Source organism: Paracoccus zhejiangensis, from assembly GCF_002847445.1.
Lineage (GTDB): Bacteria > Pseudomonadota > Alphaproteobacteria > Rhodobacterales > Rhodobacteraceae > Paracoccus > Paracoccus zhejiangensis.
The window spans coordinates 51,322-69,362 of sequence record NZ_CP025430.1 but is presented as its reverse complement, the minus strand read 5'-3'; the positions used below and the strand labels follow the sequence as shown (position 1 = coordinate 69,362).

Genomic DNA, 18,041 nt, shown 5'->3' with positions numbered 1-18,041 from the left:
CTTACTCGGCAGCCATGGGTTGCGCCCGCCGGGCGGCGGCCATCGCCGCCAGCTCGCCCATCAGGGTCGAGGCCCGCGCGATCGGGTTGGTCAGGTAGAAGCTGTGGATCGCCGGGGCGAACTCGCCCTTGCCCATCGCCTTGACCGGCAGCGCCTGCCAGACGTTCTCGGGCACCTGGTCGAGACCGGCCAGATGCGGCACCGCCTCGACCAGCGCGCGGCGCAGCGCCGCAAGGCTGTCCCAGGGCAGCTTGGCATCCAGTTCGGCGGACAGCGCGCGCAGGATCGCCCAGTTCTCCTTGGCCTCGCCCGGCGCGAAGTTCGCGCGCAGCGCCAGTTGCGGCCGGCCTTCGGTATTCACGAACAGCCCGGTTTCCTCGGTATAGCAGGCGCCCGGCAGGATCACGTCGGCCCGATGCGCACCGCGATCGCCATGGCTGCCCTGATAGATCACGAAGGCACCCGACGCGATGTCGACCTCGTCGGCACCAAGGTTATAGACCACCTCGGCCCCCTCGAGCGCCGCTTCCATGCCGCCATGGGTCGCGGCGCCCACATCCATCGCACCGACGCGGCTGGCGGCGGTGTGCAGGATCAGCAGTTTCGAATTGCTGTTCTCGGCCAGCGCCATCGCATGGGCCAGAACCGCCTCGCCATCGGCGCCGATGATGGCGCCCTGCCCGACGATCACGATCGACGGCTTGTCCTTGGTCTCCTGCGAAATCTCGCGGCTCGACAGGCTTTCCAGTGCGGCGCGGTCAGTGCCGACATGGGCGTAATCATAGGTCAGATCGGCAGCCTCGCCGACCAGCCCGACCTGAGCGCCCCGCGCCCAGGCCGCCCGGATACGGGCGTTCAGCACCGGCGCTTCCTCGCGCGGATTGGTGCCAATGAGCTGGATCATCTTGGCGTCGTCGATATCGGCGATGCGCGCCGTGCCGACATAGGCCGAACGGTTGCCGATGGGCAGCTTGGCGCCATCGGTGCGGCATTCGACCCGGCCTTCCAGCCCGTCGACGATCAGCGATTTCAGGCTGAAGGCCGCTTCGGCCGAGGCCAGATCACCGATCAGGCCGGCAACGCGCTTGCCCTTCATCGCCGATGCCGCAGCCCCCAGCGCCTCGGGCCAAGTGGCCGGGCGCAGCTTGCCGTTCTCGCGGATATAGGGCTTGTCCAGCCTCTGGCGACGCAAGCCGTCCCAGACAAAGCGGGTCTTGTCGGAAATCCATTCTTCGTTCACGCCGTCATTGTTGCGCGGCAGGATGCGCATGACTTCGCGGCCCTTGGTATCGACGCGGATATTGCTGCCAAGCGCGTCCATCACGTCGATCGTCTCGGTCTTGCTGAGCTCCCACGGGCGGGCGGTGAAGGCATAGGGCTTGGAAACCAGCGCCCCGACCGGGCAGAGATCGATGATATTGCCCTGCAGGTTCGAGTTCAGCGTCTCGTTCAGATAGCTGGTGATCTCGGCATCTTCGCCCCGGCCAGTCTGGCCCATCTGGGTGATGCCGGCGACCTCGCTGGTGAAACGGACGCAGCGGGTGCAGGAGATGCAGCGGGTCATGTGGGTCTCGACCAGCGGGCCCAGGTCCAGATCGTCGCTGGCGCGCTTCGGCTCGCGATAGCGCGAGAAGTCGATGCCATAGGCCATGGCCTGATCCTGCAGGTCGCATTCGCCGCCCTGATCGCAGATCGGGCAATCCAGCGGATGGTTGATCAGCAGGAATTCCATGACCCCTTCACGGGCCTTCTTGACCATGGGCGAGTTGGTCTTGATCTCGGACGGCGCGCCCTCGGGTCCGGGGCGCAGGTCCTTGACCTGCATGGCGCAGGAGGCGGCGGGCTTGGGCGGGCCACCCACCACCTCGACCAGACACATGCGGCAGTTGCCGGCAATCGACAGCCGCTCGTGATAGCAGAAGCGCGGAACCTCGATGCCCGCCTGTTCGCAGGCCTGAATCAGGGTCAGGTTGGGATCAACCTCGATTTCCTTGCCATCAATGATGATTTTGCGCAGATCCGCCATCACTTCACCTTCATTTTGCAGCCAGCAGCGATCCGCTGACGGTCTTTTTTGCTATTTCGTCCCGCCCGACACGGCAGAAGCTCTCGGCATCGCCGCGCGTTGCGCCCTGCTGTGCCAGATAAGCGTCGGCGATGCCATAGATGCGATCCTTGACGGGGCGGCTGTCCAGATATTCGTCGATCGCCGCATCGCTGTTGCCCTGCTCGCGGGCATAGCGCTGCAGCGCGCGGGCCTGCGACCATGCGGCCACGACGCGCAGATCGATCGAGGGGCATTCCCGGCGGATGCGATCGGCCACGCGGGCCGCGACCAGCCGGTCGTTGAGGTACTTGTCTTGCGCCATGTTTCCCTGCGCAAAGGCCGGTACGGCAGTGGCCAGGGTCGCGGCGATCAGGGCGGTGCCCAGAAGGGTGCTCGGTTTCATTCGGGTCTGCTCCGTTCCGTTATGGGCATTGCCCATAACACGGAAGCGCCCGGCCTGCCCGACACGCTGGGGTGAGGCGTCTGTGAAGTCCGCCGTGAGATGATATGCCGCAGCCCGCTTGCTCATGCGCCACAGGCCCCGAATTTCCACGCTGAACGGCCGCCGAACTGCGAGAAATAGCCCTCGCCGCCCAGTCCCGGCCCGCCCTTGTCTTGGCAATAGGCCGCATAGACGGCGCGTGCAGCAGCCTCGTCCTTCGTCGTCGTGGGCTTGCTGTCGGCGCGGGTGACCAGAAGCAGCGTCAGCGGCCCGCCGGCAATGCCCTCGACCGTCTCGCCGGTGCTGACCCGCATCTTGGCTTCGCCCGCCTCGATGACGGTGCCGCCGGTCACGCCGCTGCCGGTCGTGGTCGGCTCGCAACCTGCCAGCGCGATGACGGCAAAAGCCGCCGCGGCATATGCGCGCCCGGCGATCAATTCACCGCATCCGAAAGGTCAAGCGAACACCACGAGGGGAAAACCCACTCGTTGCTGTCGCCCGGACGATCAATGGCAACGAAGCGCGGGTTGCCCCGTGCCGAGGCCGAGATCAGGCTGCTCAGCCTGCTGCAATCGGCAATCGCAACCCGCTCGGCCTCGGCCCGGTCGGCTTGCGTGAAGGGCGTCGCCTGCCTGCTGACGGCGATGTCATGGGCTTCGTCCCAGATCGCCGGCTCAACGTCGATCACGTCATCCGGCAGATCGGCCGGACGCGGCACGCGAGGCGCCTGCACCTGACGGAACTCGACCAGATAGGTCGCGCCGTCGAGGGTGATGCGATGCGGCGCAATCATCCTCTCATAGGCTGCACGGCGAACCTCATAGGGTTGCCCGATCTCGCCGCCCGGCACCGGCACAACCGGCGCCGCAGCGTCCTGCGCTGCGTCGCATCCGGGCAGAAGCAGGGCCAATCCGATCAGAAGGGAACCGCGCATCATGCCACCGCCTCGCTGCATCCGCGCGTGCGGTAAAGCCGCGCCTGTTCCAGCCAGGACCAGCCGAAGGCGTGATCGCTGTCGCCATGTGTCCGCAGATGCTCCAGCCGCTCCAGCGCCTCGTCCAACGTCGGCTGATGCCCGGCGGGCACCCACCACATGACGAAATGCATCTGGCCCAGCAATTCAAACCACTCGGCCCGGCGTTCGTAGAACTGCCGGTGCACCGTCTGCCAGACGAATTTCTCGAGGCTTTCGACATCCTCCCAGACCGTCAGGTTCGAGACATATTGCGGATCGCCACCGATCTTGGCCTCGGTATTGCCGGTCCCCGGCTCGCCCGAACCCTCCATCATCCAGACGAAACCCGGCATCCGCTTGCCCATGCCGTTGATCCGGTCCAGCGCGTTCATGAAGTCCGCCACGCGCGGATCGTCGGTGGGGGCGACAAGGCGGCCCACGTTCAGCTCGGCAAGGTGCAGGGCCTCGGTCATGCCGCCTCTCCGCATTGCCGGATTTTCCACAGGTCCGCATTGCGCAGGCCGGACCAGCCGAAGGCCTCGGCGCTATCGCCCTGAGCCGCGAACTGGCGCAGGCGCTGCATCGCCTCGGCAATGGTCGGGCGGTGTCCGACCGGCACCCACCACATCACCAGACGCGGGGTGTCGACGGCGTCATACCACTCGGCCTTGCGGTCATAGAACTGCTTGTGAACCGTGTTCCAGACGAACTGTTCAAGGCTGGCGCCATCCTGCCAGACCGACAAGGTCGAGGCGGTCCGGGGATTGCCGCCAAGGGCGCCCTCCGGATCGCGCTGCGCCGCGTCCATCTCGTCCTCGCCCAGCATCCAGACAAAGCCGGGGCTGCGTCGGGCGATGGCGTTCACCCGGTCGAGGCCATCGACGAAATCCTTGACCCGGGGATCGGCCCAATCATGCTTGAGCACCCCAAGGTTGAATTCCGCCAGATGATGCCCGACCGGCTGCATCTGCCTACTCCGCCGCCATGGCGCCCATGCGCCCGGTTTTCTTCGCCTTCAGCCGGTCCTCGATCTCGCCGCGGAAGTTGCGGATCAGGCCCTGGATCGGCCAGGCAGCCGCATCGCCAAGGGCGCAGATGGTGTGGCCCTCGACCTGCTTGGTCACATCCAGAAGCATGTCGATTTCCTCGACCTCGGCCTCGCCCCTGACCAGACGGTCCATGACCCGCATCATCCAGCCGGTGCCTTCGCGGCAGGGCGTGCACTGGCCGCAGCTTTCATGCTTGAAGAAGGCCGAGAGCCGCCAGATTGCCTTGATGATGTCGGTCTGCTGATCCATCACGATCATGCAGGCGGTGCCGAAGCTGGATTTCAGCTCGCGCATCCCGTCATAATCCATGATGGCGTTTTCGCACTGCTCTGCCGTCAGGACCGGGCAGGAAGCGCCGCCGGGGATCACCGCCTTGAGGTTCTTCCAGCCGCCGCGCACACCGCCGCCATGCTTCTCGATCAATTCCTTCATCGGGATCGACATGGCCTCTTCGACCACGCAGGGCGCGTTGATATGGCCGGTGAGACCGAAAAGCTTGACGCCCGCATTGTTCGGGCGGCCGAAGCTTGCGAACCATTCCGGGCCACGGCGCAGGATGGTCGGCACCACGGCGATCGACTCGACGTTGTTCACCGTGGTCGGGCAGCCATAGAGACCCGCCCCCGCCGGGAAGGGCGGCTTCATCCGCGGCATCCCCTTGCGGCCCTCGAGGCTTTCCAGGAGCGCGGTTTCCTCGCCACAGATATAGGCGCCGGCGCCGTGATGCAGGTAGAGATCGAAATCCCAGCCCGAGCCGGCGGCGTTGCGGCCTAGCAGGCCCGCGTCATAACATTCGTCGATGGCCGCCTGCAGCGCCTCTTTCTCGCGGATGAACTCGCCGCGGATGTAGATATAGCAGGCATGCGCGCCCATGGCGAAAGACGCGATCAGCGCGCCCTCGATCAGCGTATGCGGATCGTGGCGCATGATCTCGCGGTCCTTGCAGGTCGCGGGTTCCGATTCGTCGGCATTGATGACCAGATAGGACGGGCGGCCGTCGCTGCTTTCCTTCGGCATGAAGGACCATTTGAGCCCGGTCGGGAAACCCGCCCCCCCGCGCCCGCGCAGGCCCGAGGCCTTGACCTCTTCGACGATCTTGTCGCGGCCCCGGCCGATGATATCGGCCGTGCCATCCCAGCAGCCGCGCTTCTTCGCGCCGGCAAGGCTGCGGTCACCCATCCCGTAGAGGTTGGTAAAGATACGGTCCTGGTCTTTCAGCATTCTCGTCCGTTCCTTGTCTTGGCGCCTTCAGCCATTCCTGCGGCGCCAGATACGCCAGGTTACCAGCAGCGACCAGACGAAAGCGCCGATTGCCGCAAGGTCGACCAGAAACACCCAGCGGGGTTCCCAGCCATATTGTTTCGCCGCCCATTGCAGGACGATCCATCCGACCATGGCGAGCGCGATCACCACGGCGGCCAGTCGCAGCTGGGCTGCGTCCCGAGGATCGTGGCGCCCGGCCATCAATACACGTCGCCCTTCTTCACGCGCGACGCGAACTCGGTCGAGCCGCCCTCGGCCAGGGTCCTGGCCTGAGCGATCCAGTCATCGCTGCGGATCCGCCCGCCCATGCTGCCGATCTTCTCGGCAAATTCGTCGATCTCGGCCTCGCCCCAAGCAGCGATCTGCGAGAACTGGGTGATGCCGTTCTCGTGCAGCAATTGCTCAAGCTTCGGCCCGACGCCCTTGATCTGCTTGAGATCATCGGGCTTGGCCTTGGCGGCCTTCGCGGGCTTCGCCGCCGGCTTGCTGTCCTTCTTCGCCGCCGGTTTCGCGGCGGCTTTCGGTTCGGCCTTCTTCTCGGCCTTCGGCTCCGCCGGCTTTTCGGCGGCCGGTTTCGGGGCCGGCTTGGCGGCAGGTGCCGGCGCAGGCTCGGCCTTGGTCTCGGTCACCGCCGCCGGGGCGGAGGCGGCCGGAGCCGCCGGTGCGGGTTTCGGCGCAGGGGCCGGAGCCGGTTCCGCAGCTGTCGCGACAGGCGCGGCGCCTTGCAGCGGCACGATGGTCGAGCTGGGATTGGCGCGGGTCAGGCCGTGATGCCGGTCATCCTCGGCAGAGCCGCTGCCGCGGCACAAGGCCCAGACCAGGAACAGGCCCATCAGGACGGTGGCGATGAGGCCAAGGAACAGGCCGCCGAAGGCCGGGGTGGAACCGATGAAAGAGGCGAAAATCCACACCAGCAGGCCAACCACGCCCGCGGCGATCCAGCAGTTTCGCGTGCACTCGTTCTGTTGCATGTCGTCCTTCCCTGTCCTGTCGGCCTTCGGGCCGTTCCGCGTTTATCCTTAGTCGTAGATACCATCCTTTTCGGCACGGCGCGAAAATTCCGTCTCGCCGCCTTTGGCCAGCAGATCGGCCTGCTTGACCCATTCATCGCGGCTGGCGCGACCGTGGAAGCCCTCGAGGTTGCTGTCCACCCAGGCCAGCTCGTCGGCGGTCCATGCTGCGATCTGGTCGAAATGCCAGAAGCCGAGGCTGTTCAGCAGCGCCTCGAGCTTGGGACCGACGCCCTTGATCAGCTTCAGGTCATCCGCCTTGCCGTCGCGCGCGCCCTCGAGACCCGCCGGACGGGTGCCTTCGGATGCGACGGGCGCCGGCGCCGCAGCAGTAGGTGCCGCAGCCTCAGCCGGCTTCTCGGCGGGCTTTTCCTCCAGTTTCGCCGCGTCGGGCGCGGTCGTCTGGTTCGCGCCCTGCTTCCACTTGGTCAGGATCGGCACTTCCGTGCCGTCGATGCGCTTGATGGTGTCGCCCACGCGCAGCGCCTCGGCGACCGAGGCATTGCGCTCGGACCCGCCCTTGGTCTCGACAAGGCTGGTCAGCCCGGTCACCGGCTCGGACGAGAAGCGGCCGGTTTGCGAGCCGGGCACCGGCACCGAGCCGTCAGCCAGACCGTCGATCAGCGCCGACAGCTTCTCGGCGGTCAGGTCCTCATAGAAATCCTTGCCGATCTGGATCATCGGCGCATTGGCGCAGGCGCCAAGGCACTCGACCTCTTCCCATGAGAAACGGCCATCAGCCGAAATGCCATGCGCCTCGGGCGAGATCTTCTCGCGGCAGACGCGGATCAGGTCCTCGGCCCCGCAGATCATGCAGGTCGTGGTGCCGCAAATCTGGATATGCGCAACTTTGCCAATCGGTTGCAGCTGGAACATGAAGTAGAATGTCGCCACCTCGAGCACCCGGATATAGGGCATGCCCAGCAGGTTGCCGACATATTCGATGGCCGGACGGCTGAGCCAGCCTTCCTGTTCCTGCGCCCGCCACAGGATCGGGATGACCGCCGAGGCCTGACGGCCCTCGGGATACTTGGTCATCTGCGCCCGGGCCCAGTCAAGGTTGGCCGGGGTGAATTCGAAGCTGGCGGGTTGTTCTTTTGAAAGGCGGCGAAGCATGAGATCCTCAGTTCATCGCAATGAGCGACAGGAACGCGCAGAACAGGGCCGCGCCTCCAACGATCAGGTGAAGCCAGAACGGATGATCCGCCCGGCGGTAAATGAAAGCGTCACCGAAGCCGATGACCGAGACGGCCAGCAACACGCCGAACAGCACGCGCGGCGCGCCGATCCAGGCGGTGATCAGCGCCAGAACGGTCATCCCGGCATAGCGCACCAGCATGGCCTGCGGCAGCATCTCGGGCCGGTGCTGGATCAGCGCCAGCCCGGTCTGCTTGTTCAGCGCCAGCAGCACGGTGATCCCGGCCAGGATGATGACCAGACCCCAGGCGATGTAGTTCAGGAAGGCATCGATCATCGGCGCCCCCTATTTCCGCGATGCCGGCGTCTTGCGACCCGCCGGCTTGCGGACGGGTTCGCTGCCGATGGCGGCGATGGCCGCCGTGACGGCCAGCGTCGCGGTGGCCAGCAGCATCAGCACCGCGCCCTTCATCACCGGTCGACCTCGCCGAACACGATATCCATCGTCCCGATCAGGGCGCAGACATCGGCCAGCATATGGCCCTTGGCCATGTAATCCATCGCCTGCAGATGCAGGAAGCCGGGGGCGCGGATCTTGCTGCGATAGGGCTTGTTGGTGCCGTCGCTGACCAGGTAGACGCCGAATTCGCCCTTGGGGGCCTCGACCGCCGCATAGACCTCGCCCGCCGGAACCTTGAAACCCTCGGTATAGAGTTTGAAATGGTGGATCAGGCTTTCCATGTTGGTCTTCATCTCGGCGCGCTTGGGCGGCGTCAGCTTCCCACGCGCCAGCACATCGCCCTGCCCCGCCGGCTCGCGCAGCTTGGCCACGGCCTGCTTCATGATGCTGACCGACTGGCGCATCTCTTCCATGCGGATCAGGTAGCGGTCATAGCAGTCGCCGCTTTTGCCGACCGGCACCTGGAAGGCGAACTCGTCATAGCATTCATAGGGCTGGCTGCGCCGCAGGTCCCAGGCAAGGCCCGACCCGCGCGCCATCACGCCCGAGAAGCCCCAGTCCAGCACGTCCTGCTCGCTGATGATGCCGATATCGACCATGCGCTGCTTGAAAATCCGGTTCTCGGTCAGCAGCACGTCCAGATCGTCCACAACCTTCAGGAACGGGTCACACCAGGCCTCGATATCGTCGATCAGCTCGGGCGGCAGGTCCTGGTGGACGCCGCCGGGCCGGAAGTAGGCCGAGTGCAGACGCGCCCCGCAGGCGCGTTCATAGAACACCATCAGCTTCTCGCGCTCTTCAAAGGCCCAGAGCGGCGGGGTCAGCGCGCCCACGTCCAGCGCGCCGGTGGTGATGTTCAGAAGGTGGTTCAGAATCCGGCCGATTTCCGAATACAGAACCCGGATCAGGCTGGCGCGACGCGGAACCGTGGTGCCGGTCAGCCGCTCGATCGCCAGGCACCAGGCGTGCTCCTGGTTCATCGGCGCCACATAGTCGAGCCGGTCGAAATAGGGCAGGTTCTGCAGATAGGTGCGGCTTTCCATCAGCTTCTCGGTGCCGCGATGCAAGAGCCCGATATGCGGATCGGCGCGTTCGACGATCTCGCCGTCCAGCTCCAGCACCATGCGCAGCACGCCGTGGGCGGCGGGGTGCTGGGGCCCGAAGTTGATGTTGAAGTTGCGGATGCGCTGTTCGCCGGTCAGCATGTCCTGGCTGCCGTCGTCATACTGGTTGATGCGGATATCGCCGTCCATCATTTCGCGGCCCCCTTCTCATCGCCGGGCAACACGTATTTCGCGCCCTCCCAGGGCGAGAGGAAATCATACTGGCGGTATTCCTGAACCAGCTTCACCGGCTCATACACCACGCGCTTCTCGACCTCATCATAGCGGACCTCGACATAGCCAGTTGTCGGGAAGTCCTTGCGCAGCGGATGGCCGCGGAAGCCGTAATCGGTCAGGATGCGGCGCAGGTCGGGATGGCCCGAGAACATGATGCCGAACATGTCGAAGACTTCGCGCTCGAACCAGTTCGCCGCCGGGAAGATGCCGATCAGCGAGGGCACCAGCTCGTCCTCGCGGACATTGGCCTTCAGCCGGATGCGCTGGTTGCGGTACATGGACAGCAGGTGCCAGACCATGTCGAAGCGCTGGCCGCGCGCCGGGTGATCGACGGCGGTGATGTCGACCAGCGTCGAGAAGCGGCAATTGGTGTCAGTGCGCAGGAACTCGACCAGATCGACGATGCCGGCGACGGTGGTGGTCACCGTCAACTCGCCATAGGCAACCTCGGTTTCGACGACCGCATTGGGGCGGCGCATCGTGATGTGCTCGGCCAGTTCGGCGAGTGCGTCCAGATCGGGATAGGCCATCGTTACCTCACCAGCGTGCCGGTGCGCCGGATGCGGCGCTGAAGTTGCAGGATGCCATAGAGCAGCGCCTCGGCGGTCGGCGGGCAGCCCGGGACATAGATGTCGACCGGCACCACGCGATCGCAGCCGCGCACCACGGAATAGCTGTAATGGTAATAGCCGCCGCCATTGGCGCAGCTGCCCATGCTGATGACATAGCGCGGCTCGGGCATCTGGTCATAGACCTTGCGCAGGGCCGGGGCCATCTTGTTGGTCAGGGTGCCGGCGACGATCATCAGGTCGGACTGGCGCGGGCTGGCGCGCGGCGCGGTGCCGAAGCGTTCCACGTCATAGCGCGGCATCGACATCTGGATCATCTCGACGGCGCAACAGGCCAGGCCGAAGGTCATCCAGTGCAAGCTGCCGTTGCGGGCCCAGTTGATGATGTCCTCGGTCGAGGTCAGCAGGAAACCCTTGTCCTGAAGCTCGCGGTTCAGTTCCGCCGTGGCAACGTCGCGGTCGGGGCCGGCCGTATTGGTTCCGATCATCACGCCCATTCCAGCGCCCCTTTCTTCCATTCATAGGCAAAGCCAACCGTCAGCACGCCGAGGAAGACCATCATCGACCAGAAGGCCACTGTCGACAGCCCGCCGAAAGCCACCGCCCAGGGGAAGAGGAAAGCCACTTCGAGGTCGAAGATGATGAACAGGATCGACACCAGATAGAAGCGCACGTCGAATTTCATCCGCGCGTCGTCGAAGGCATTGAAGCCGCATTCATACGCGCTGACCTTCTCGGGGTCGGGATTGCGGACGGCGATCAGCGCGGCGGCGAGGATCAGGATGATCGCCAAAGCGCTGGCCATGCCGGCAAAGACGAGAATCGGCAGATATTCCTGCAGCAGATATTCCACGGGATTTGTCCCCTGTTTTGCCGCGGGGACTGTGGCTGCCCGCGACGGGTTGGCTTAGCCCGGTTTAGACCCGGTGAAAGGCGGGGTCAACGGGCGGTGGCGCGGCGTTTTCGTCCTGTCCGGCGCGGCTGATAGCGCCAAAACAGCCTCGGCGGAAGCCCGTTTGGACCTCCGGCAAGCGGCAGGGCCACCTCCGCTATTCCACCGTGATTTCGGTCCGCTCGCCCGCGGTGACCGTGGCCTGCGCCTCTTTCGGCGGCAGATCGCCGGCATAGGTGACGCGGATCAGGTAGTCGCCCGGATGCAGCGTGTCCTGGTAGGCCTCGCCATAGCCGCCGCCGAAGCCGTCGCGATCGCCGTTGATCTTGGCCTTGGCCGCCAGAAGATCGATCCGGTCCGCCCCCGGTGCGGCGATGGCCAGCACCCCGGCATTCAAGAGGATCGGCGCCTCGACCGTCTGGCCCGCCGCCACCGTCACCGGCTGCGAGGCGGCGCTAGCCTGACCGAGACTGACCTCGACGATCAGCTCGCCCGCCGGCACATCAACCGTCACCTGACCATAGCCGCCCTGCACCGGCTCGCCCCCCGATGCCGGTCGGATATCGAAGCGAATCCCCGAATCCTCGACGGGCGGCCCACCCTCGGCATAGAGAACGACCGGGGTGATCCAGCCCGAGCCGATCACCAGTTCATGCTCCAGCGTCTGCCCGGCCACTACGGTCAGCGTGGCCTCGGCGCGCGCCGCGCCCATGCTGCCGGTCAACTGCACGGTGCCGGCGGGAACGAGCTGGTCGTAACTCGTATAGCCGCCACTGGTCCAATCGCCGTTGACCAGATCCAGCCGCGCGCCTTCCAGCAGTTCGGTCGCGCCCGGCGTCGAAGTGACCCGGACTGTCACCGGCGCGGCGTCCCAATCGATATGCAAATCGGTTTGTTCACCCGCAGCGATGGTAAACGGCATCCGGCGCTGGATGTCATTGGTGCTGGCGACCAGCACATAATCGCCGGGATCGAGCGCAAGACCGAAGCTGGCGGCATAGCCGCCCTCGACCGGCGCGCCCAGCCCGTCCTGCGCTTCGGGCGCGGCGTGGAAGACATCCCAACGCACCCGGCTGTCCTCACCGGGCAGCGCCTCGCAAGTTTCGCACAGCACCGAGGTGACCTGCAGGTTCATCGCCGGCGGGGCCGGCTCGGGTTCGGGCTGAGGTTCCGGCACTGGTTCCGGCTCGGGCGATGCCACCACCGTCTCGCGCAGCGCCTCGGCTAGCGCCCCGGCATCGCTGGCCCGCAGATAGCGCCCGCCGGTCGCCTCGGCCAGACAGGCCACCTGCGCCCCCTCCTCTGCGGTCAGGCCGAAGCCGACGACATGAGCGGTGAAGTCGACGCCGGATTGTTCCAGTTCCGCCGCCAGTGCGCAGGGATCGGCCTCGCAGGTTTCAAGCCCGTCGGTTACCAGGATCACCGTGGCCTTGTCCTCGGTGAAGCGCAGCGCCTCGGCTGCCTGCCGCACCGCATCGGTCAGCGGCGTCTTGCCAAGCGGGTTAAGCCGGTTGGCGGCCTCGGCAATGGCCGGTCCGCTGCCAGTCGCAGGCGGCACCACCAGTTCGATATCGGCGCAATCGCCCTTGCTGCGATGGCCATAGGCGATGAGGCCCAGTTCCCGCCCGTCCGGGATCGCGCCCAGCACCCCAGCCAGCGTCTCGCGGGCGATCTCTATCTTGGAACGCCCCTCGATCTGGCCCCACATCGAGCCCGAGGCATCCAGCACGATGATGGCGCGATCCTGAGCTATCGCCGGTGCGGCCAGCAGGAACAGGACAGTCAGGGCAGCGGCGACGGAACGCATGGCGGGAACCCCTTGTGTTTGCAGGGGAAATATTGCCATGCGGGGAACGATTCGGGCAAAGGAAAAGCGGATACACTACCATGCGCGGCTGAGAGCCGGGCCTGCTGGTCAGACGGTGTCCAGCCCCCGCCGCCCCGTCGCCAGATCGGCCAGCACATTAACATGCACATCCAGCGCGTCGATGACCGGATAGCCCGGATCGGTGCCGTCAAAGGCGAGGTTCAGGTCGGTGCCGGCCAGAACGACCGCCTCGGCCCCGTGCTTCTCGACCAGTTCGCGGCCGGCAGCGAAGAAGGCCGTGCGATCTTCGGGCAGACAATGGCCACGGACGGCGAGATCCTGATAGCGTTGGCCCAATTCCTCGATCCGGTCGTCCAGCACCACCGCCTTGGTCCGGGTCAACTGCCCATAAAGCCGCGTTCGCATGACCACCCGCGTCCCCAGAAGACCGACACGCCCGATCCCCTGCGCTGCGAAGTAATCGTCCAGCGGCGCGACCGCCGAGACAATGGGCAGGGCCGAGATCGCCCGCGTCTCCTCGAGACAGAAATGCCCGCCCAATGAGGTGATGGCGACGCAATCCGCCCCCGCCGCCGCCAGCCGGTCGATCAGCCGTGCATAGATCCCGGCCTGCTCTGCCCTGCGGTCCGCCAGGTTGTTGCGGATCAGCGTCTGGATATCGGCCTGAACGATGGTCAGGTCCAAGGTTCCGCCCCGCGCCGCCACGGCGTCACAGAGGCGCTGGTAGTAGACAACGGTCGCCGCCGGGCCGATGCCGCCGATCAGGCCCAGATGCACGGCTTACTGCCCCGCGATCGCCGCCGCGCTCTCCGGCAGTTCCTCGTCGAAGAGGCGCTGATAGAACTCGGCCACGGTCTGGCGTTCCAGCTCGTCGCATTTGTTCAGGAAGGTCAGCCGGAAAGCATAGCCGACATTGTCGAAGATGCGCGCGTTCTGCGCCCAGCTGATCACCGTGCGCGGCGACATGACGGTGGACAGGTCGCCCTGCATGAAGGCGGTGCGGGTCAGGTCGGCCAGCGTCACCATCTGGTTGATGATCCGGCGGCCCTTCTCGTTGTTGTAGTTCGGGTTCTTCGCCAGCACGATCGCCGCCTCGGCGTCATGGCTGAGATAGTTCAGCGTGGCGACCAGCGACCAGCGGTCCATCTGGCCCTGGTTGATCTGCTGGGTGCCGTGGTAAAGGCCGGTCGTGTCGCCCAGACCCACCGTGTTCGCGGTCGCGAAGAGGCGGAAATAGGGGTTCGGCGTGATCACCTCGTTCTGGTCCAAGAGCGTCAGCTTGCCGTCGGCCTCCAGCACGCGCTGGATCACGAACATCACGTCGGCGCGGCCGGCATCGTATTCGTCGAAGACGATGGCAGTCTGGTTGCGCAGCGCCCAGGGCAGGATGCCCTCGTGGAACACCGTCACCTGCTTGCCATCGACCAGCTTGATCGCGTCCTTGCCGATCAGGTCGATCCGGCTGACATGGCTGTCGAGGTTCACCCGCACGCAGGGCCAGTTCAGCCGCGCGGCGACCTGCTCGATATGGGTGGATTTCCCGGTGCCGTGATAGCCCTGGATCATCACCCGGCGGTTATAGGCAAAGCCCGCCAGAATCGCCAAGGTCGTGTCGGGGTCGAACTTGTAGGTCGGGTCGATCTCGGGCACGCGGTCGGTCTTTTCGGCAAAGCCCTTGACCTTCATGTCGCTGTCCAGACCGAACACCTCGCGCAGGTCGATCTCTTCGGTGGGTTTGGTCGTCGCGTCCAGCATCTCGGGCCCCTTCACTCGCATCCGTTGCTTGATCGCGCATTCGTGGGTCAGGTGCAAGGTCGCTGGCGTTGACGCCGGTGCGCGCTGCGGCCTAACGTGGCCGAAGCCAATGGAAGGACGTCCCGTGCTCGAGCGCCGACGCGCTGAAATCGAGGCCTTGATCGCCCGCGTCGCCCTTGGCGATCGGCAGGCTTTCGATGCGCTTTACGAGGCGACCTCGGCGAAACTTCACGCCGTCTGCCTGTCGGTCCTGAAGGAACGTCCCGCGGCCGAGGAGGTGCTGCAGGAAGTCTATATCCGCGTCTGGAACAATGCCGGGCGCTATGCCGCCAACGGGCTGTCGCCGATGACCTGGCTGATCACCATTGCACGGAACCGCGCCATCGACCGCCTGCGGGCCGAGAATGGCCGCCCGCCCGCCGCGCTGCCCGAGGCTGCCGAGGCCGTCGCCTCGTCTGCGCCCGGTCCCGAGGAACAGGTGATCCGCCGGGAGCAGCAGCGGATGCTGGACAATTGCCTTGACGAAATGGGGGACGCGCAGGCGCTGGCCCTGCGTGCCGTCTACCTGGAGGGCGCCAGCTATGCCGAACTGGCCCAGAGCGCCGGCGCACCGATCAATACCGTGCGCAGCTGGCTGCGGCGCGGGCTGGTGCAGTTGAAGGACTGCGTGAGCCAATGACCGACACCCCTCCCCCTCCCCCGCCCGCGCCCGTGCCACTGACCCCGGAAGAGGAAACCGAGGCGCTGGCCGCGGAATTCGCCCTTGGCCTTCTGGCCGAGGACGAGGCCGAGGCGGCGCGCAAGCGACTGGCCGAGGATGCCGCTTTCGCCGCCATGGTGCGGCTGTGGCAGGAGCGCCTGGCCGGCATGGCCAATGAACTGACCCCGGTGATGGCGCCGGCCGGTGCGCGGCTGGGGATCCAGCGGGCGCTTGGCCACGCCCGCGAGCCGCTGGCCGATGTACCACAGATCCGGCGCGGACGCGCTGGCAGCTCGGGCAGGTCGGGCGGCTGGATGGGCTGGCTTCTGGGCGCGGTGGCCGCCGGCGCCGTGGCGCTGGCCGTCATCCTGCTGCCGGGACAGGACCAGCCGGATTACGTCGCCCAGCTGGCGATGGAAGGCATGATGGTCGAGGCCCATGTCGAAGGCCGCGAGATCAAGGTCGCCATGATGGAAGGCGAGGCCCATGAGGGCCGTGACATGGAGCTGTGGTGGATCGCCGGGCCCGAGGCCACGCCGGTCTCACTTGGCCTTGTTCCGCATGAGGGCAGCATGACCATGGTCCTGCCCGAGGGACTGGAACCGGGAACCGACGTGCAGCTGGCGATCTCGGACGAACCGCTTGGCGGGTCACCCACGGGCCAGCCGACCGGGACCATCATGGCGCACTCCACACTCACGCAAACGTGAGGCGAGGGCGGGTCCCTGCCCGCAACTTCGCCGCATCCCCTCCGTGTCTTGAGGCACAGGGCGCGAGGAGCGCGCCTGAACCCTCAAGGAGGATCACAGATGAAGCGCATGACTTTGGCCATCGGCACGATGACCCTGACCGCCAGCCTCGGCTTTGCCGCATGGGCGGCCAATACCATGGTGGGCGGCGCCGAGATGTTCCCCGACAAGAACATCGTCGAGAATGCCGTGAACTCGGCCGATCACACCACGCTGGTCGCCGCCGTGCAGGCCGCCGGACTGGCCGAGACGCTGTCAGGCCCCGGCCCCTTCACCGTCTTCGCCCCCACCAATGCCGCCTTTGAAAAGCTGCCCGCCGGCGCGGTCGAGGATCTGCTGAAGCCCGAGAACAAGGACATGCTGGCCAAGGTGCTGACCTGCCATGTCGCCGCAGTGGACGCCATATCGCCGGCCATCGGCAAGATGATCGCAGATGATGGTGGCGCCCATGCGGTCAACACGGTTGGCGGCTGCGTGCTGACCGCCGCGATCCGTGACAGCGACAAGGCGCTGACCCTGACAGACGAGAATGGCACGACCGCCGTCGTCACCATCCCCGATGTCGATCAGTCGAACGGCGTCATCCATGTCATCGACACCGTGCTGATGCCGAAGATGGACGCGATGTAAGCTGACCCACGGCATCACCCGCCCGCGCCCCCTCTCTGGCGCGGGCGGGACTTTTCCTGTCCCCGTCTTTCGTCCTGCCCGGGGTGAACCGAACTTGCGCCCGCAGCGTTGGCAGGGCAGTTACGGGACAGGACAGGACGGAGATACCGGATGAGTGGTCTGATTGCGCTACTGGATGACGTGGCCTCGATCTCGAAGGTCGCGGCGGCATCCATCGATGATGTGGCGGGTCAGGCGGTCAAGGCCGGGGCCAAGGCGGCCGGCGCGGTCATCGACGATGCGGCGGTGACGCCGAAATATGTCCAGGGCTTCGACGCCAGCCGCGAATTGCCGATCGTGTGGAAGATTGCGCGCGGCTCGATCTTCAACAAGCTGATCATCCTCTTGCCCATCGCGCTTCTGCTCTCGGCCTTCGCGCCATGGCTGATCGCGCCGCTCTTGATGATCGGCGGGGCCTATCTGTGTTACGAGGGCGCGGAAAAGGTCGCCCATGCTTTCGGCAGCCACTCCGACGCCCATGACAGCGCCAAGCACACCCATCCGGACCAGGATGGCGCGGCGCTGGAGGAAACCCGGGTTGCCGGCGCGATCAAGACCGATTTCATCCTCTCGGCCGAGATCATGACCATCGCGCTCTCGACCATCCCCGCGACCGATACGCTGTGGATGAAGGCGCTGATCCTGTTCATCGTCGCCATCGGCATCACCGTCGCCGTCTATGGCTTCGTCGCGCTGATCGTGAAGGCCGATGATGTCGGCGTTCACCTGGCGACCGAGCGTCAGGGCGCGCTGGCCGCGCTTGGCCGGGGCATCGTGAAAATCATGCCGGGCTTCATGAAGGTGCTGACCGTCGTCGGCACCGCCGCGATGATCTGGGTCGGCGGCCAGATCATCATCCACGGCCTGCACGAGATGGGCCAGCACCAGCCTTACGAGTGGATCAAGCACCAGGCCGAGGCCGCCGCGCTTGCCCTGCCGCAGATCGCCGGGCTGGCCAACTGGGCCACCACCGCCTTCTTCGACGGCATCGTCGGTCTGGTGATCGGCCTGATCCTGATCCCGCTGGCCAAGTACATCATCAACCCGCTGCTCGGCGCGACGGTGATTCCGCTGATCGGCTGGATCAAGGGCCTGTTCGGCAAGACCGAGAAGGTCTGAGACGCCGGCAGACAACAGCCCGGATACGCCGCGCCAGCGGCCCGGGCCAGCGGCCTG

23 protein-coding genes are annotated in these 18,041 nt (G+C 65.9%); 4 read left to right on the top strand and 19 right to left on the bottom strand.

All coding sequences use genetic code 11. From position 1 onward, the window contains the following. Position 1: 1 nt before the first annotated feature. From nuoG to cobS, 19 genes are all read right to left on the bottom strand, one after another. Positions 2-2,026: an NADH-quinone oxidoreductase subunit NuoG gene (gene nuoG / locus CX676_RS00340; RefSeq protein WP_101750841.1), complete on the bottom strand. Its 2,025-nt coding sequence runs from the start codon at positions 2,024-2,026 to the stop codon at positions 2-4. A gap of 10 nt (positions 2,027-2,036) precedes the next feature. Further along, positions 2,037-2,450, bottom strand: coding sequence for a DUF5333 domain-containing protein (locus CX676_RS00335; protein ID WP_101750840.1), 414 nt, complete (start codon positions 2,448-2,450; stop codon positions 2,037-2,039). Positions 2,451-2,572: 122 nt separating this feature from the next. Continuing rightward, positions 2,573-2,926 (bottom strand): hypothetical protein, encoded by a 354-nt coding sequence (locus CX676_RS00330; protein ID WP_101750839.1) that lies wholly within the window; start codon positions 2,924-2,926, stop codon positions 2,573-2,575. Further along, on the bottom strand, positions 2,923-3,426 hold the full coding sequence (locus CX676_RS00325; protein WP_101750838.1) for a hypothetical protein: 504 nt from the start codon (positions 3,424-3,426) through the stop codon (positions 2,923-2,925). Before CX676_RS00325 ends, CX676_RS00330 begins: the two co-directional genes overlap by 4 nt. After that, the gene (locus CX676_RS00320) at positions 3,423-3,917 is read right to left on the bottom strand and encodes a DUF3291 domain-containing protein (protein ID WP_101750837.1); all 495 of its coding nucleotides are present in this window, start codon (positions 3,915-3,917) and stop codon (positions 3,423-3,425) included. The genes CX676_RS00325 and CX676_RS00320 overlap by 4 nt, the downstream gene beginning before the upstream one ends. After that, positions 3,914-4,411: a DUF3291 domain-containing protein gene (locus CX676_RS00315; RefSeq protein WP_101750836.1), complete on the bottom strand. Its 498-nt coding sequence runs from the start codon at positions 4,409-4,411 to the stop codon at positions 3,914-3,916. Before CX676_RS00315 ends, CX676_RS00320 begins: the two co-directional genes overlap by 4 nt. Positions 4,412-4,415: 4 nt before the next feature. Then, entirely contained in the window at positions 4,416-5,714 is a 1,299-nt protein-coding gene (nuoF, locus tag CX676_RS00310) for an NADH-quinone oxidoreductase subunit NuoF (RefSeq protein WP_101750835.1), read from the bottom strand. A gap of 27 nt (positions 5,715-5,741) precedes the next feature. Beyond that, entirely contained in the window at positions 5,742-5,957 is a 216-nt protein-coding gene (locus tag CX676_RS00305; RefSeq protein WP_101750834.1) for a DUF5337 domain-containing protein, read from the bottom strand. After that, on the bottom strand, positions 5,957-6,727 hold the full coding sequence (locus CX676_RS00300; RefSeq protein WP_101750833.1) for an NADH:quinone oxidoreductase: 771 nt from the start codon (positions 6,725-6,727) through the stop codon (positions 5,957-5,959). The genes CX676_RS00305 and CX676_RS00300 overlap by 1 nt, the downstream gene beginning before the upstream one ends. Positions 6,728-6,775: 48 nt before the next feature. After that, positions 6,776-7,882 (bottom strand): NADH-quinone oxidoreductase subunit NuoE, encoded by a 1,107-nt coding sequence (gene nuoE / locus CX676_RS00295; RefSeq protein ID WP_101750832.1) that lies wholly within the window; start codon positions 7,880-7,882, stop codon positions 6,776-6,778. A 7-nt stretch (positions 7,883-7,889) separates the two neighbouring features. Next, a complete protein-coding gene (locus CX676_RS00290) occupies positions 7,890-8,240 on the bottom strand; it encodes a hypothetical protein (protein ID WP_101750831.1) in 351 nt (116 codons plus the stop codon). A 9-nt stretch (positions 8,241-8,249) separates the two neighbouring features. Beyond that, the gene (locus CX676_RS23180; RefSeq protein WP_269801962.1) at positions 8,250-8,375 is read right to left on the bottom strand and encodes a hypothetical protein; all 126 of its coding nucleotides are present in this window, start codon (positions 8,373-8,375) and stop codon (positions 8,250-8,252) included. Further along, positions 8,375-9,619 (bottom strand): NADH-quinone oxidoreductase subunit D, encoded by a 1,245-nt coding sequence (locus CX676_RS00285; RefSeq protein ID WP_101750830.1) that lies wholly within the window; start codon positions 9,617-9,619, stop codon positions 8,375-8,377. The genes CX676_RS23180 and CX676_RS00285 overlap by 1 nt, the downstream gene beginning before the upstream one ends. Next, complete coding sequence (locus tag CX676_RS00280) at positions 9,616-10,233, bottom strand: NADH-quinone oxidoreductase subunit C (protein WP_101750829.1); 618 nt, start codon at positions 10,231-10,233, stop codon at positions 9,616-9,618. Before CX676_RS00280 ends, CX676_RS00285 begins: the two co-directional genes overlap by 4 nt. A gap of 2 nt (positions 10,234-10,235) precedes the next feature. Then, positions 10,236-10,769, bottom strand: a complete 534-nt coding sequence (locus CX676_RS00275; protein WP_198590247.1) for a NuoB/complex I 20 kDa subunit family protein — start codon at positions 10,767-10,769, stop codon at positions 10,236-10,238. Then, positions 10,760-11,125, bottom strand: a complete 366-nt coding sequence (locus CX676_RS00270) for an NADH-quinone oxidoreductase subunit A (RefSeq protein WP_101750828.1) — start codon at positions 11,123-11,125, stop codon at positions 10,760-10,762. Before CX676_RS00270 ends, CX676_RS00275 begins: the two co-directional genes overlap by 10 nt. Positions 11,126-11,321: 196 nt before the next feature. Then, positions 11,322-12,971, bottom strand: coding sequence for a vWA domain-containing protein (locus tag CX676_RS00265; RefSeq protein ID WP_101750827.1), 1,650 nt, complete (start codon positions 12,969-12,971; stop codon positions 11,322-11,324). Between the two features lie 108 nt (positions 12,972-13,079). Next, the gene (locus CX676_RS00260) at positions 13,080-13,769 is read right to left on the bottom strand and encodes an aspartate/glutamate racemase family protein (RefSeq protein ID WP_101750826.1); all 690 of its coding nucleotides are present in this window, start codon (positions 13,767-13,769) and stop codon (positions 13,080-13,082) included. A 3-nt stretch (positions 13,770-13,772) separates the two neighbouring features. Beyond that, positions 13,773-14,747 (bottom strand): cobaltochelatase subunit CobS, encoded by a 975-nt coding sequence (gene cobS, locus CX676_RS00255; RefSeq protein WP_101754038.1) that lies wholly within the window; start codon positions 14,745-14,747, stop codon positions 13,773-13,775. Between the two features lie 124 nt (positions 14,748-14,871). Between cobS and CX676_RS00250 the strand changes: the two genes are divergently transcribed. From CX676_RS00250 to CX676_RS00235, 4 genes are all read left to right on the top strand, one after another. Next, on the top strand, positions 14,872-15,426 hold the full coding sequence (locus CX676_RS00250) for a sigma-70 family RNA polymerase sigma factor (protein WP_232816537.1): 555 nt from the start codon (positions 14,872-14,874) through the stop codon (positions 15,424-15,426). Then, on the top strand, positions 15,423-16,157 hold the full coding sequence (locus tag CX676_RS00245) for an anti-sigma factor (RefSeq protein WP_101750824.1): 735 nt from the start codon (positions 15,423-15,425) through the stop codon (positions 16,155-16,157). The genes CX676_RS00250 and CX676_RS00245 overlap by 4 nt, the downstream gene beginning before the upstream one ends. A gap of 99 nt (positions 16,158-16,256) precedes the next feature. Further along, positions 16,257-16,826 carry a fasciclin domain-containing protein gene (locus CX676_RS00240; protein WP_101750823.1) on the top strand — a complete coding sequence of 190 codons (570 nt, stop codon included), beginning with the start codon at positions 16,257-16,259 and terminating at the stop codon, positions 16,824-16,826. A 150-nt stretch (positions 16,827-16,976) separates the two neighbouring features. Continuing rightward, on the top strand, positions 16,977-17,984 hold the full coding sequence (locus tag CX676_RS00235; RefSeq protein ID WP_101750822.1) for a DUF808 domain-containing protein: 1,008 nt from the start codon (positions 16,977-16,979) through the stop codon (positions 17,982-17,984). Positions 17,985-18,041 lie beyond the last annotated feature (57 nt).

Bases quoted from the DNA above. Each gene is read 5' to 3' on its own strand.
- nuoG (WP_101750841.1), bottom strand. From the start codon at position 2,026: ATGGCGGATCTGCGCAAAATCATCATTGATGGCAAGGAAATCGAGGTT.
- CX676_RS00335 (WP_101750840.1), bottom strand. From the start codon at position 2,450: ATGAAACCGAGCACCCTTCTGGGCACCGCCCTGATCGCCGCGACCCTG.
- CX676_RS00325 (WP_101750838.1), bottom strand. From the start codon at position 3,426: ATGATGCGCGGTTCCCTTCTGATCGGATTGGCCCTGCTTCTGCCCGGA.
- CX676_RS00320 (WP_101750837.1), bottom strand. From the start codon at position 3,917: ATGACCGAGGCCCTGCACCTTGCCGAGCTGAACGTGGGCCGCCTTGTC.
- CX676_RS00315 (WP_101750836.1), bottom strand. From the start codon at position 4,411: ATGCAGCCGGTCGGGCATCATCTGGCGGAATTCAACCTTGGGGTGCTC.
- nuoF (WP_101750835.1), bottom strand. From the start codon at position 5,714: ATGCTGAAAGACCAGGACCGTATCTTTACCAACCTCTACGGGATGGGT.
- CX676_RS00305 (WP_101750834.1), bottom strand. From the start codon at position 5,957: ATGGCCGGGCGCCACGATCCTCGGGACGCAGCCCAGCTGCGACTGGCC.
- CX676_RS00300 (WP_101750833.1), bottom strand. From the start codon at position 6,727: ATGCAACAGAACGAGTGCACGCGAAACTGCTGGATCGCCGCGGGCGTG.
- nuoE (WP_101750832.1), bottom strand. From the start codon at position 7,882: ATGCTTCGCCGCCTTTCAAAAGAACAACCCGCCAGCTTCGAATTCACC.
- CX676_RS00290 (WP_101750831.1), bottom strand. From the start codon at position 8,240: ATGATCGATGCCTTCCTGAACTACATCGCCTGGGGTCTGGTCATCATC.
- CX676_RS23180 (WP_269801962.1), bottom strand. From the start codon at position 8,375: ATGAAGGGCGCGGTGCTGATGCTGCTGGCCACCGCGACGCTGGCCGTC.
- CX676_RS00285 (WP_101750830.1), bottom strand. From the start codon at position 9,619: ATGATGGACGGCGATATCCGCATCAACCAGTATGACGACGGCAGCCAG.
- CX676_RS00280 (WP_101750829.1), bottom strand. From the start codon at position 10,233: ATGGCCTATCCCGATCTGGACGCACTCGCCGAACTGGCCGAGCACATC.
- CX676_RS00275 (WP_198590247.1), bottom strand. From the start codon at position 10,769: ATGGGCGTGATGATCGGAACCAATACGGCCGGCCCCGACCGCGACGTT.
- CX676_RS00265 (WP_101750827.1), bottom strand. From the start codon at position 12,971: ATGCGTTCCGTCGCCGCTGCCCTGACTGTCCTGTTCCTGCTGGCCGCA.
- cobS (WP_101754038.1), bottom strand. From the start codon at position 14,747: ATGCTGGACGCGACGACCAAACCCACCGAAGAGATCGACCTGCGCGAG.
- CX676_RS00245 (WP_101750824.1), top strand. From the start codon at position 15,423: ATGACCGACACCCCTCCCCCTCCCCCGCCCGCGCCCGTGCCACTGACC.
- CX676_RS00240 (WP_101750823.1), top strand. From the start codon at position 16,257: ATGAAGCGCATGACTTTGGCCATCGGCACGATGACCCTGACCGCCAGC.
- CX676_RS00235 (WP_101750822.1), top strand. From the start codon at position 16,977: ATGAGTGGTCTGATTGCGCTACTGGATGACGTGGCCTCGATCTCGAAG.